The sequence below is a fragment of the Vibrio sp. QJM3NY_21 genome, assembly GCF_057785975.1.
In genome coordinates this window covers 1271812-1283714 of sequence record NZ_CM173513.1, presented here as the reverse complement: position 1 = coordinate 1283714, position 11903 = coordinate 1271812, and the positions used below count along the sequence as shown (strand labels likewise).

16 protein-coding genes are annotated in these 11903 nt (G+C 40.9%); 5 read left to right on the top strand and 11 right to left on the bottom strand.

Annotation, left to right across the window (positions count from 1 at the left end; genetic code table 11):
• Window positions 1-361: 361 nt before the first annotated feature.
• On the top strand, window positions 362-1321 hold the full coding sequence (locus AC3CID_RS05885; RefSeq protein ID WP_488527075.1) for a nuclease-related domain-containing protein: 960 nt from the start codon (window positions 362-364) through the stop codon (window positions 1319-1321).
• Between the two features lie 83 nt (window positions 1322-1404).
• On the opposite strand, the gene AC3CID_RS05880 is transcribed toward AC3CID_RS05885, so the two are convergent.
• The 5 genes from AC3CID_RS05880 to AC3CID_RS05860 all read right to left on the bottom strand — a co-directional run bounded on the left by AC3CID_RS05880 (window position 1405) and on the right by AC3CID_RS05860 (window position 5213).
• The gene (locus AC3CID_RS05880) at window positions 1405-2667 is read right to left on the bottom strand and encodes an integrase (RefSeq protein ID WP_488527074.1); all 1263 of its coding nucleotides are present in this window, start codon (window positions 2665-2667) and stop codon (window positions 1405-1407) included.
• The gene (locus tag AC3CID_RS05875; RefSeq protein ID WP_010434910.1) at window positions 2668-2877 is read right to left on the bottom strand and encodes a MerR family transcriptional regulator; all 210 of its coding nucleotides are present in this window, start codon (window positions 2875-2877) and stop codon (window positions 2668-2670) included. It abuts the gene before it with no gap.
• 387 nt (window positions 2878-3264) lie between these two features.
• A complete protein-coding gene (locus AC3CID_RS05870) occupies window positions 3265-3657 on the bottom strand; it encodes an NUDIX hydrolase (RefSeq protein ID WP_488527073.1) in 393 nt (130 codons plus the stop codon).
• Between the two features lie 60 nt (window positions 3658-3717).
• On the bottom strand, window positions 3718-4479 hold the full coding sequence (locus AC3CID_RS05865) for a nucleotidyltransferase domain-containing protein (RefSeq protein ID WP_488527072.1): 762 nt from the start codon (window positions 4477-4479) through the stop codon (window positions 3718-3720).
• Between the two features lie 71 nt (window positions 4480-4550).
• Window positions 4551-5213 carry a DNA alkylation repair protein gene (locus AC3CID_RS05860; protein ID WP_237299456.1) on the bottom strand — a complete coding sequence of 221 codons (663 nt, stop codon included), beginning with the start codon at window positions 5211-5213 and terminating at the stop codon, window positions 4551-4553.
• A gap of 204 nt (window positions 5214-5417) precedes the next feature.
• Between AC3CID_RS05860 and AC3CID_RS05855 the strand changes: the two genes are divergently transcribed.
• Complete coding sequence (locus tag AC3CID_RS05855) at window positions 5418-5939, top strand: type II secretion system protein (RefSeq protein ID WP_017083309.1); 522 nt, start codon at window positions 5418-5420, stop codon at window positions 5937-5939.
• An 87-nt stretch (window positions 5940-6026) separates the two neighbouring features.
• On the opposite strand, the gene AC3CID_RS05850 is transcribed toward AC3CID_RS05855, so the two are convergent.
• From AC3CID_RS05850 to AC3CID_RS05825, 6 genes are all read right to left on the bottom strand, one after another.
• Window positions 6027-6560, bottom strand: coding sequence for a GNAT family N-acetyltransferase (locus tag AC3CID_RS05850; RefSeq protein WP_146457375.1), 534 nt, complete (start codon window positions 6558-6560; stop codon window positions 6027-6029).
• Complete coding sequence (locus AC3CID_RS05845; RefSeq protein ID WP_065205505.1) at window positions 6560-7099, bottom strand: GNAT family N-acetyltransferase; 540 nt, start codon at window positions 7097-7099, stop codon at window positions 6560-6562. The genes AC3CID_RS05850 and AC3CID_RS05845 overlap by 1 nt, the downstream gene beginning before the upstream one ends.
• Before the next feature lie 50 nt (window positions 7100-7149).
• Window positions 7150-7545, bottom strand: coding sequence for a DUF3465 domain-containing protein (locus AC3CID_RS05840; RefSeq protein ID WP_054546616.1), 396 nt, complete (start codon window positions 7543-7545; stop codon window positions 7150-7152).
• Window positions 7546-7603: 58 nt separating this feature from the next.
• Window positions 7604-7855, bottom strand: a complete 252-nt coding sequence (locus AC3CID_RS05835; RefSeq protein WP_237299458.1) for a TIGR03643 family protein — start codon at window positions 7853-7855, stop codon at window positions 7604-7606.
• 123 nt (window positions 7856-7978) lie between these two features.
• Window positions 7979-8791, bottom strand: a complete 813-nt coding sequence (locus tag AC3CID_RS05830) for a zinc metalloprotease (protein WP_237299459.1) — start codon at window positions 8789-8791, stop codon at window positions 7979-7981.
• 236 nt (window positions 8792-9027) lie between these two features.
• Window positions 9028-9453, bottom strand: a complete 426-nt coding sequence (locus AC3CID_RS05825; RefSeq protein WP_004734639.1) for a hypothetical protein — start codon at window positions 9451-9453, stop codon at window positions 9028-9030.
• Between the two features lie 527 nt (window positions 9454-9980).
• On the opposite strand from AC3CID_RS05825, the gene AC3CID_RS05820 reads away from it, so the two are divergent.
• From AC3CID_RS05820 to AC3CID_RS05810, 3 genes are all read left to right on the top strand, one after another.
• Window positions 9981-10172, top strand: a complete 192-nt coding sequence (locus AC3CID_RS05820) for a hypothetical protein (RefSeq protein ID WP_237290660.1) — start codon at window positions 9981-9983, stop codon at window positions 10170-10172.
• Window positions 10173-10444: 272 nt separating this feature from the next.
• A complete protein-coding gene (locus AC3CID_RS05815; protein ID WP_146457366.1) occupies window positions 10445-11185 on the top strand; it encodes a lipoprotein in 741 nt (246 codons plus the stop codon).
• 266 nt (window positions 11186-11451) lie between these two features.
• The gene (locus AC3CID_RS05810; RefSeq protein ID WP_065205509.1) at window positions 11452-11871 is read left to right on the top strand and encodes a BLUF domain-containing protein; all 420 of its coding nucleotides are present in this window, start codon (window positions 11452-11454) and stop codon (window positions 11869-11871) included.
• The last annotated feature ends 32 nt before the right edge of the window (window positions 11872-11903 follow it).

Here is an 11903-nt window from a genome sequence, read left to right as displayed (position 1 = left end):
CTGCTCTTAAGGCTGAGGCCTCTAGTCACTCCAAAAGCTCAATAACAATTTATGTGTGTGTTTTTCTCTGCAGCAATGGCTACGTATCACCTCTTATTGTTGCGCCACCATTACCTATTTACAACTTTCATGGCGCTCACAACGCCCTAACACGCACAATAACGGGATGCCTAACAAACACATTATTAAACAGCGAGTTGCAGGTTTCCTACTCTCTACTTCGAGCTTTCGAAAAGAGATATTTCACAATTTTCATCAATAACAGTGTTCGAAAAAGAACATAGGTCTCAAAAACATACACACCATCAATATGAATAAGGCTGCATGGTAAACTGCTTTTATAAAAAAGCAGGAATAAAGAATGATTACTAAGGATAGAGATTCAAAAATCGACAACAGTCTTCAACAGAAAGCTGGTGCAAAAGTAGAGCAAGATGTCGCGTTTTACTTACGCAGAGAGTTTGGAGATACAAATGACGTTTTCATTATTAATGACCTACGCATACAGTTTAAAAATGAAACTGCTCAGATCGATCACTTAGTCCTTTATAACAAAGGGTTTATCATTATTGAGTCGAAATCGATTCGTGGTGAGGTTAAGGTCAACAATCAACTCGAATGGAGTCGAACCGTACGAGGGAAATGGACAGGAATGCCCTCGCCTATCGAACAAGCTAAGTTACAAACCAAACTATTGAAAGCACTTTTAAATGACAACGCTAAGTCGTTACTAGACCGGATTGCATTTTTACAAGGGTACTTTGGTGGTCGCTGTTGGGATCAACTCTGTGCCGCATCAAATGACGCTCTAATCGACCGAACTTCTATCCCTAAAGATATAACGAAGAAGCTCATTAAAGCCGAATCTATTGGTAGCTGCGTTAAGAGTCTCATCAAAAAGCACCGCGTAGGTTCAATACTAAATCCGAATCCTACGTTTAATCGTGATGAACTGTACCGCCTAGTTCACTTTCTAAACGAACAACATGTGCCTACGTCCTCTCCGGCTCCCAAAGTACATATCGCAGAATTGAGCGAAACTGAAAAGGTAGACTTGGTTCCGGCCGAAGAAATAATAGAAGAGGCCAAAGTTCCACAAATAAGGCATGGTTTTAATTGTAAGAAGTGTCAAAGCCCGCAGACCGAGCCGAGGTATGGAAAGTATGGGTATTACGTCTACTGCCCACAATGTAAGGTGAATACTGCAATGCGTATTAGTTGCCATTCTTGCCAATCTAATTCAGCTAAAGTCAGTAAGAAAAAGAACACGTACTCAATTGCATGCTCTTGTGGTGAAGGGACTCAAGTCATATTTCCTTAATCTAATAATTCGGAATCCGAATTACAACGCAGTTTAAAGCGATTCGGATTCCGAATTCTTCCAAACTAAACAACTAACACAAATCACTTCTGGCCACTTTTCGGCATAACCTCAACAGGTGGTACTTGGTGCCAAACAATGTCACTTGTGCCTGTATAGATTTTTGTTGTTTTCGCGTTCGCATGCGCCATTCGCTCGGTAGCACTCTGCCCTTGCTGTTCAATCATTCGCGCAGCCAGCCCTCGAATTTCATGATAGGTCGGCCTTAGCGATTTCTTTAGGTGGCTATAAAGCCCTAAAGAGTCTCGAACCTTACTGAACTCTTTACTTATATTGTGGTGATGCACTTGGTAAAGATGGTCGGTCTCTTTTGAAATGCCACGTTGCTGCTGTTTGGGTTTACGATGAACGATATAAGGACAAATCAATCTCGATGTTTTATAAAGATCGACAATGTCTTTAATCGTCTGAGTGACAGGAATGGCTACAGTGGAAGCATCGGACTTTTTCACCTTTTCTCGATGAACATAAAGCATTCCATACACTGCATGCCCATCCACATACTCCACCTCTTTGTCAGGGTTCCAAAGAATCCCACAAACGCCTTCCCGTGGTTTGTATATACGATAACGAAGCCTATAGATCTCTCTCACAGCATGAGTCGTCTCAAGTGTTAAGCTCATTGCGACCTTAAGAAACAGTGGCGCTGCATCGTAGACCTTTTGGTAGTTTTCGATATCTAGGTCGTGGCGAGCTTTTGTGTAATCTTCTCTGGTCAATCGACGCTGTTTTTTATTGAGTACAAAATTACTCTCAATAGCGCTCTCATCTGCAAGGTAGGAAAATACCTTTTTAAGGTTACTGATCTTATTGTTGATCTGACGATTACTTAACTCTGAATAGTATTTCGAAAGGAACTCATTGATGTGCTGTAACTTGATCGATTTGGTTGGCAACCGCCCCATGAACTCATCAAGGCGGTAACAGTCCCTTTCCAAATTTCGATAAACGTCTTTGGAAAGCCGTTCTTCTTTCTTCACACGAGACAACACTAATGGAAGCCACTCTTTTAAAGGCCGATTAAATTTGTCCTTACGGCCTTTGGAGACAGCTTTGCGAAATGGGGTCATCTCAGAAAGGGAAAATGCGCTTCCTAGCTCAGGACGATACTGCAAGTTATAAACATGCGCAGCTTGTATCGCTTCTTGCTCTACAGTCCCGATAGGAAATAGCTTCTTCACACCATCTACGGTCGTAAACCGAAACCGAGATTGACCCCTATGGCTCATTTTCACCAAGAATGGAGGGTAATGAGCCGTTTCTTTGCTTCTAGCTCTACCAACCATTTATGACTCCAAGAATCTTAGAAGTTCACTCACCCTGTCTGCCGGGTTCCCTATCTCGTCGTCAACACAGACTAAATATCGGCCCGTTGGCGTTCTAGTGCCCTCGAGCTTGCCATGTTTAATCCAGTTTATGATGGTGGTATTGCATATCCCTGAATCAGGGTAAAACTCATCAATAAATTGTCTAGGTCTGATTTTACGCGTCGCCATGTCGTTCTCCTTACCTTTCTCACTACATGAAAATTAAGATTTTTCATCTACTGGTAGAAAAACTATGCACGATTTTTTCAGTGACATTCTATTTGCGCAGCAATTAACGAAAAGGATTCCCGAAGCGTAAAACGATTCAACGAATCGATTTCAAGCCCACTTTAGGGTGGACTAATACAGTAGTACCGAGTTGCTAATTTGTTGATTTTATTTGACTATTTCATTGGCCTTTTTAACCGTTTTTTAGGCCAATTAGAGTTCAACCACCAGCTCTAAATACATGAAATTCATATAAATCAACACCATACAGCTAAGATTACTACCAACATCGGGGTTTCACCGTTTTTGAGCCCTCAAAAACGTCGTAAACATGTTATCGAATCCAAACTAAAGATACCTACCCACGCGCTCTACTTCTTTCAAAGCAATACCATCGGCTGCTATACCAACAGGAGCTGAACCTAGTGAATACCACTTAACATCATCAGCCTCTTGAGCGGTGATATCTCCTTCCCAGTCACTCACGATAAAATAATGAATCAACTGAAGTTCCTTCGTAGGATGGTAAAGCGAACACAAGTATTGGTAATCAATCGGAACAACATTAAGCTCTTCATCGAGCTCACGAAATAGTGTCTGAACTTGGTTTTCACCGTGTTCAATATGACCGCCAGGTAGAGTGATTAAGCCGGGATCGGTCTCCTTAGACTCACTACGCTTTTCTAGCAATACTTGTGATTCGTTCAACAAGATAAAAGAGACACACTCATATACATCCATCGGGGTTTCCTTGAACCGTTGCACGGTGGTTAAGTTTGCTGTTCTAGCTTGTGCTAATGCTTAATTTACAACAAGCTCTTTACTCAGCCTTTCATACAATTCAAAAGCTTCTGTTTTCGATATCAAATTTCCGAGAGCGTATTGATGTGCTAACTCAATATCATCGTTTAGATTTGGGTAATAGCACTTGGCTACTGCAGCGCACTGAGACAAATCTGTGTACCAACTGCCGTCTTTCTCAGCAACAAAGTAATATGCTGCTCTTACTAACTTCTTGCCAACAACCTTGGCGACGTCTGCATCACTCAGGCTTTCAAAGCTTGGGGTCATTTGTTCAAGAAAAATCGATAGATCACCATTAAGAGCTTGAGCTATTTCAATGCTTGGTTTGTATCGTGAAAACTCAACAGATAAATCATTACCCCAAACACAACTGCAACAGTGCTTGAGCCAAAAGTGCCAATGGTATTTTTCTTGAGGCAGCAGAACATCCCGCAGGAAGCCAGGATCGATATCAAGCTTGCTCACTTGAGAATATGCTTTGGGAATGGTGTCAGAGAGATGCTTAAATACTCGCTTCTCTTTTGGGCCAATAGGCGTAGTCAGTACGATAGAAACATCCAAATCAGAGCTACCAACAATGGCCGTTCCTCTAGGCACACTCCCATACAGGTAGATACCATCAACTTGACCTGGGAGCTCTCTTAGCAACGAATCAACGACTGCTGACACCACGTCTTGAAATTCAGGCGCAATGTTCTTTGGCGAATAAAGATTTTGAATGAACCCTTCTCGATCGAGTCCTCTAGTTTGTTCTTGCACCTTGGGTTCCTATTTTAATCGTTATAATTAATCACACCGGATTCTGATGATGATTTGAGGAGTGCCAGTGGTTAAAGTAACATTAACTCTCGCTTAGTTTTATCGTCCAGCTTTTCAATCGCGTAGCGAAAAGCAACTCTTGGTATTACAGCATGCTTAGCGTTTAAATAACCAATAACCTGTTGAGGTTCCTTTTTACTGAGGACTTTAAGCATCCAACCATATCCTTTCTGTACGAGGTCATGATCATCTTTTAACAATAAATCCGACACACGAAACGGATCCAACGCAGAATATCGATTCTTATTAATAGAATAAATTAAGGTGACAGCAGCAGCTCTACGTACAGAAAAATTGGAATGCTCGACCCATTTGGTTGTGAGTTCGAACAAATCATTGTACTGAGACAGTAACTCACCAAACGCATGAGTACAGAAATCATCACAATCATTCCAGTCAGTAACGTAGTGGAGTAACCAATGTTCAAATATGAAGAACGTTTCTTTAGAATATTGTTTTCTTACTCTAAAAGCCCAGTCGTAAGCAATAACACCTAACGCCCAATCCCTTTCTTCAAGCAATTGAGTACACAGGGACAAAACATTAGAGATATCTTTATTTTTGATGGTTTTAAAAACGAGCGCCGATATAGATCGAACCTGCCCTGTTTTAACACTAGCCTCTGGATAACCAACGTCTGAAAGATGAAGCTTTACCGTTTCAACGATATTCATTAATTGCCAAACCTTCATAGAACTAAAATTAATATCAAAGTGAGATACACAGCACTTAAACCATACGCATTGGATTTATAAAATATAAGTTACCTTAATCACAACATTCATTATTGAGCATTTAAATTACCACTAAAATAAGGATATTCCCTTTGGTAAGAGTAACTTATAATGCATACTAGCGGCCTTTAAAAGAGGTGCTAAATGAAAAAGAACGGTTTTACACTTATTGAGCTTGTTGTCGTTATTGTGATCCTTGGAATACTCGCCGTAACTGCTGCTCCAAGGTTCCTCAACGTAAGTACTGATTCTCATATTGCAGTTGTAAAAGGCACTGGAGCCTCTTTTAAAACAGGGGTCGATCTTGCCTATTCAAAAAATTTAACCTCAAACGGTGGCGGTGCTTCCACGAACGTCCCTATCTATGATGACTCTGCAACAGGTCAGCTCGATTTCAATGAATGGGGATACCCGGCCCAACAATGGCACTTACCCGAAGAGTCCCCAAGATTAGATAACGCTGAAGACTGCATTTCGGTATGGGGCGCACTGCTCCTCGATCCACCTAGTATTTCAAGTTTCAATTCACCAGAAGAAACCGACTACATTGCTGAATATATACAGACGGATCAGTGTATCTATCATTATCGAGTCGTGCCGGGAGTTTCCATTAACTACAACTCAATGAATGGTGACGTCACTGTAGACGATGAGCCAGATAACTAAGCGCTAAATGTTGGTCTTTCAGAGTACTTGGGAATTTACGGTTTCTCTCAATAAAAGTGCCACACATTAAGAATCAACAGCACACATTTAAGACTGACTTATTTTGGCGTAAACAAGCGTGCTGTCCATATCTCCTGATGGCAAACGTCGATCATTGGCTAAGCGATCTTCAAGTTGATAGCCACATCGTTTGGCCACGGCCTGACTTTTAAGATTCGAGCCTGCCATCCTAATTTCGACTCTTTTCGCACCTTTTTGAGTGAATGCATATTCTTCGATAATTCGGACAGCTTCACTCACGTAACCCAAGCCCGTTTTTGATGTTCGCAACCAATAGCCGATTTCAAAGTAAGGGACAGTATCGTCTCTGATCATAAAACCAATAGCCCCGATAAATACCCCTGTTTGCTTTTCAATAATATTGAACCAGAACTCGCCAGTAAAGTTGGCGAAATTATTGGTAGCATCTTGAATGTTAAGTTCTAGCTGCTCTTTAGTTAGAGAATCAGAAACCCAAGGTAAGAATGGGGAAAACTCGGCCTTGCACTCATTTATCACCTCAAACATCTCTTCGCTGTATTTTAATGATGGAGGGGTTAATTTGAGCCTTTCACTTTCCATCACCAAGCCTTTTTCCAATCAGAACGTAGAACCGCCAACACAACGGTATCCCACCATTGACCTTTGAAGAATCGATGATCTTTAAAACACGCTTCTTGTTTCATTCCCATTGACTTACATAATTTAATCGCAGCCAAGTTCTTGCTGATGGTTTCGGCGTAGATACGGTGTATGCCTAACTCTGAGAAACCAAAATCAGCGAGGGCTTCAGAAGCTTCTATAGAAAGCCCTTTTCCCTGAATTTCCCTTGAGAAAGCACAGCCCATCGAAGCTTGTCGCTCGCCCTCAAGGCGCAAACAAACGGTTCCAATAAACTTCCCCGAGTCTTTGCTTTCAACCACTAATTGAAAAGACCGGCGCGGAACTTCCAAAGCCTGCGCAACAAACAACTGAGTTAGCTCTCGATATTTGTTAGGTTCACAATCACTTTCGTCATAGAAACGCTGATACTTCACGTCTTGAGACATCGCAACAAACGCACACTCGTCTTCGAGACTCATATCTCGAAGAATCAACCTGTCAGTTTCCAGCTTAAACATCAAAGTTCCTTTTTATCTTATAGCCTTGAAGGGAAAAGTCTCGAAGGTGTTTACTCGTATACTTTCCCGTTATGCTTTAACCAACCATGAGTATGATGATTACGAGGGTCTTTGTGTGTCCAGTGCATTACGCCACCTTTCTTGTTCCACTCATATTCACCATAAAATTCAATTCGATCGCCCTTTGCCAGTCCCTGAACACGAGGCGCTAAGTCAATATTATGTGCGACTAACAAGGTTTGTCCGCTATCGAGTCGCAAAATGAATTTCTGATGTCGAGATCCTTTATTATCATCAGGAAGTACTCGATACACCGTACCCGAGCCGCGCACCTGAACGTCGCTTTGATGATTTTCGTAAGCTTGCTTAAGTCGCGTATCATTCGCTTGAACATGACTGATGCCGAAGCTAAGCAGCACCAAAAGTAGAGCGCAAAATTGTTTCATTCCTTTCATTTCCCATATCTGTGTGTTGATTTGGGATACTGACTGGGCATCCCATCTTTTAACGATGCTTGTACTGAGTCGGACAATAACCTCTCGAAACGTCCGAACTGCGCAGTTTTACATGCTTGGTCGAGCGCCCAGAAACACGTGAGCGCCACAGCTTAAAACTGCCAAGCTTGAGATGGCTACGCATAAAACGAGTCACTTGCGATTCATTCAAACCAAATTGCAGTTCTATTGCTTCAAACGGCGTTCGGTCTTCCCACGCCATTTCAATAATTCTTGATTCATTCTCTTTAGATAACATCATGCATACTCTTCCTTTATAAACTGGGAGAAATACGCTCGTCTTAGATTTAAAGATCACAGGGTGACCACTTTGAACTCCACGACTTATAAAGTTCGATAAAACAACAGGCTAGCAGCGAGGCAATCATGGGGTTAAATAAGCTTGTACGAACTCTCTAAGCACTCTCGCATTGTTGTGGTATTTGCTATCCCCGCACTTTATGCCATCCACTCTGATGTCCGGGCTGGAATAAGCAGGTATAACATCTCTCTCATAAGACATCACAGTCCCTCTGTCAGCACAAATTGCGCCGAAGGAATATTGAGGAGCTCTTGGATACGTTCCAGAAATGTAACTTTCGATACTATCAAAATCTTTCAATAACGTTTTATAGTCATGATTAGCACCACTTAAATGGCCAATTTCATGCTCCATTAAGTAATCAGGGCAGTTTACCGCTAAAGAAAAAAAGTAGGATACTGAAGATGACATACCACAATAATCAGACTCAAAGCTAAAATTATAATTAGAAAATACTATCCCAGTAAAAATGGGGACGCCGTCTTCTGTTGTTTCTGGAATCGGCTCATCCATCGAGAGTTTTAATAACCTCTCTGCTGCGCCCAAATCTTGAAACCAAAGGCTGTCGATTTCTGGCGTATAAGTCACCTTGGTAACTTTTCTCGTCATAGGGATGCAGGAGTTCTTCAATACCAGATTCGAATAGCTTTCCCATGTCGCTATCTTAGAGGCTATAAATGCTTTGGAATATTCGGCTAACACCGATTCATCAACATAAAGGTGTATTTCTGTATTCAAAACCTCGCTCTGTGCACAAGTAGGAAACTCGATGCTTTGAGCATTGGAGAGTCGACTATTGCTCAACACTATAATCAAAACACAACCAACTAACTGGATGAGCCTTTTAAAAGAACTCTCACTGACTCGTGTATTCATTTCCACCCTCTCCCTATATTCAAAACCACAAAAAGCATCACAAATGCCGTGACTTAAGATTCATATCAATCACCATTACACATATAAGCATTGGCCTCTCAAAGTAACCTGCACTATCTGTGTTTTTCAGAAAACAAAAAGCTCGCCATGCAATGACGAGCTTTATTGATTATGGGAGTTCAACGGTTATAAGACCCTGGCATTAACAAGGCCCAAATACGAAGAAATCTAAAGTATTAAGACACCTGATCGCGCAAAGCCAATTCAACGTTTTTCAACACTTTGAACTCTTCGCGAGTACAACCGCGTGCCACGGAAACCCAATGGTCGCCAGTTTCATCGGCTCCTTTAAACTCTGCACGCAATTCATATCTTCGCCATGTAACAAACGCCAAGATAAAGGTCAGTGCAAGCATCGGTAAACCGAACTGAGGAACAAATGCCCAAGTCGCAGCCGAGAGAACTAAAGCCAACGAAACAATATTGATTGCGTTTTCTTTAAGACCCAATTGACGAATTTCTAACTGTTTGATTTTACGTAAGCTATACACATCTTTCTTCACTCGGAGTTCGTTAGAGCTCACCAGAAAATCTGATGCTTTGTATGACCTACGGAGTCGCACTAAATTCGCTAACCTGTTGCGTGTTTGGTTCTTTTTCATCGCCTTTCTCCATGTTATTAAAGGTTAGTAAAAACTAATATAATCATGAAGTTAATGAACGAGCGCTTATTTTATAAATCAAACTAATATTAAAATCAAGCTTATGCAATTAATAACACTTATAACAACACCATCTTACATGTCAAATTTCAATACAAAGAAGGCTTATTAAGGAATCTACTCATCATAAATCGGTGTACTTTAGTTAAGTGAGATATAGGCCGATAGTGATTCCGATAATCGACCGAACATACTAAACGGCGGGCATGGTTCACCCTGCTTTGTAACTACTTATTTCAAAGAGATTTTTGCAATGAATCTCACGCTCTAGGAATGCTGAACCACGGTCACATAACGCTCCATCTTCCATAATCAGAACAGCCACCCTCCCTCTTGATCATTGATTTTTTGAATACCAAAATCATTCAATTGAACATATCAACATAGCTTATCAATTAAGCAATTGATTTCATAACAAAGAGACTGTACGCTTGCGTTATGCACACGGTTACCTAATGGAGATCACGATGAATGAACTACTGACATGCGCTATGGAACAGAAACAACGAACAACAGTGACGAGTTTATTCGCAAGAAATGGATTCAAGATCGCTGCTACTGACTTTGATGATGTGACTTTCGAACGAGAGAGTGTGTTGGTCAATGTTCGTTTTGATGCGTCTTCAAACGTTGAATCGATCTCGGTAGTGAAGAACTAAATATTAGATTCAATTACTTAGATGGTGGGCTTAGATAATATAGCTCACCGTTTATTGATTGGAGCTAAAAGAATGACTCTGCACTTCACCTGCTTCCGCCTTCTCGTGATAAGCGCTACTTATTATTCATATTCAAACCACTAGTTAGCCAATTGTAAACATCGCAAATACTATACCTCTATCAACGGAAAGTTATCGATAAGCCATCATTGAAAGATAATGCTTGTCACATAGTTAGGATACTTTTTTCTAAAGTAGAGAGTAGTTTCAAAATGAAAAGAACAGCTTTATTTGCCACTTTAATTGCGGCGTTACTGACCGGATGCAACAGCTCAAATGATTCTAATTCGATTGATGGTTCAACACCTCATAACCCTGAGAAACCCATATTACCACCTGAAGGCGGCGATGGCTCTGCGGGCGATCAAACCAATCCTGATGAAGATACAGACTTAAATCCATCTAGAGACGCGTTAATAGTTGAAGCTGCCCAACGCTGGGGAACAAGTTACGACGAGATGTACAATGCGTGTCAACTTTGGACCTGCAACCTTGCGGACATACAAGAAAGAATCACATTTACTATAGAGCGTGAAACACAATTATTGGAAGGTTCAGCTAAAGTGACCTTCACTCTTTCTCATAACAACGCTGACTTATGGCCTACTTACGTATTTTACAGTGATTTAATTGGAAATACCGAAATCGAAATTGAACACTCTTCATCAAGTTTTCATTATATAGATGACGATAAAATCGTAAGTGAAGGCTCTACACTATTAGGTTGGAAGACTGGATTTGGCAGTTGGGCTACTCAAAACCCACGAAATTGTATCGACGCTTATTGTGCTGAATTCAAGATCTCTTGGTTAGAAACAGGCACCTACTCAAGCGCAATGGCTGTATACCGAGAAAATGGAGAAGTCATCAAGACTCAACGTGGCTACCTTAGCCAAGATGAGCTAAGAGCGCTCCACCCTGTTTTTAGTCCGACATTCCCTGACCACTATTAACGTTAGTCTATCCATCGCAATAAATCCCCCTTCGCAATAAGTGTATCTATTACAATAAATACAGTCTAAATATCGTGAAAAGTGAACAAGGAGTATTGTTATAATGCTCCTTGCTCATAAAATTCCGCAGTAACATGCCAATTAGATTTTCATAATTACTGACTAATCAATCATCAGAACGCTCAATATTTTGGGTTAGATTAGCAATTCCATCAACTTGGCTTATATTTGTAAGTAACCTTTAAACAAAAAGTGAAGTGGTGTTTATGTTCCTAACTCGGTTGATTTATGTCAGCACGCTTTGTGAAAGTTGCGATTCTAAAGCTTTGGACGATATTTTGGATATTTCCCGTGACCACAATAAGCAAAGCCATCTAACGGGGCTCCTGAGCCATAATCAAAAGTACTTTCTTCAGTGTATTGAAGGTTCAAGAGATGCGGTCAATAATACCTATAATCACATTCTCAATGACCCACGCCACAGCAACGTGACGATTCTTTATTACAAAGAAATTGATAGCCGACAGTTTGGTGATTGGTCTATGGGTGACATTCCACAATCTAGTTTGACCGCATTATTGAATTTACAGTTTTCAACCTCTGATCAATTTAATCCATATGAAATGTCTGGGGAAAGTGCGTATCAAATGTTGTTAGAACTGAAACAGAATCTGCCTTCTGAGTGATCCCTCTTAATATGGGCTTACTAATAATCAAG

Coding starts and splice junctions, on each gene's coding strand:
- AC3CID_RS05885 (WP_488527075.1), top strand. CDS start 362: ATGATTACTAAGGATAGAGATTCAAAAATCGACAACAGTCTTCAACAG.
- AC3CID_RS05880 (WP_488527074.1), bottom strand. CDS start 2,667: ATGGTTGGTAGAGCTAGAAGCAAAGAAACGGCTCATTACCCTCCATTC.
- AC3CID_RS05875 (WP_010434910.1), bottom strand. CDS start 2,877: ATGGCGACGCGTAAAATCAGACCTAGACAATTTATTGATGAGTTTTAC.
- AC3CID_RS05870 (WP_488527073.1), bottom strand. CDS start 3,657: ATGGATGTATATGAGTGTGTCTCTTTTATCTTGTTGAACGAATCACAA.
- AC3CID_RS05860 (WP_237299456.1), bottom strand. CDS start 5,213: ATGAATATCGTTGAAACGGTAAAGCTTCATCTTTCAGACGTTGGTTAT.
- AC3CID_RS05855 (WP_017083309.1), top strand. CDS start 5,418: ATGAAAAAGAACGGTTTTACACTTATTGAGCTTGTTGTCGTTATTGTG.
- AC3CID_RS05850 (WP_146457375.1), bottom strand. CDS start 6,560: ATGGAAAGTGAAAGGCTCAAATTAACCCCTCCATCATTAAAATACAGC.
- AC3CID_RS05845 (WP_065205505.1), bottom strand. CDS start 7,099: ATGTTTAAGCTGGAAACTGACAGGTTGATTCTTCGAGATATGAGTCTC.
- AC3CID_RS05840 (WP_054546616.1), bottom strand. CDS start 7,545: ATGAAACAATTTTGCGCTCTACTTTTGGTGCTGCTTAGCTTCGGCATC.
- AC3CID_RS05835 (WP_237299458.1), bottom strand. CDS start 7,855: ATGATGTTATCTAAAGAGAATGAATCAAGAATTATTGAAATGGCGTGG.
- AC3CID_RS05830 (WP_237299459.1), bottom strand. CDS start 8,791: ATGAATACACGAGTCAGTGAGAGTTCTTTTAAAAGGCTCATCCAGTTA.
- AC3CID_RS05825 (WP_004734639.1), bottom strand. CDS start 9,453: ATGAAAAAGAACCAAACACGCAACAGGTTAGCGAATTTAGTGCGACTC.
- AC3CID_RS05820 (WP_237290660.1), top strand. CDS start 9,981: ATGAATGAACTACTGACATGCGCTATGGAACAGAAACAACGAACAACA.
- AC3CID_RS05815 (WP_146457366.1), top strand. CDS start 10,445: ATGAAAAGAACAGCTTTATTTGCCACTTTAATTGCGGCGTTACTGACC.
- AC3CID_RS05810 (WP_065205509.1), top strand. CDS start 11,452: ATGTTCCTAACTCGGTTGATTTATGTCAGCACGCTTTGTGAAAGTTGC.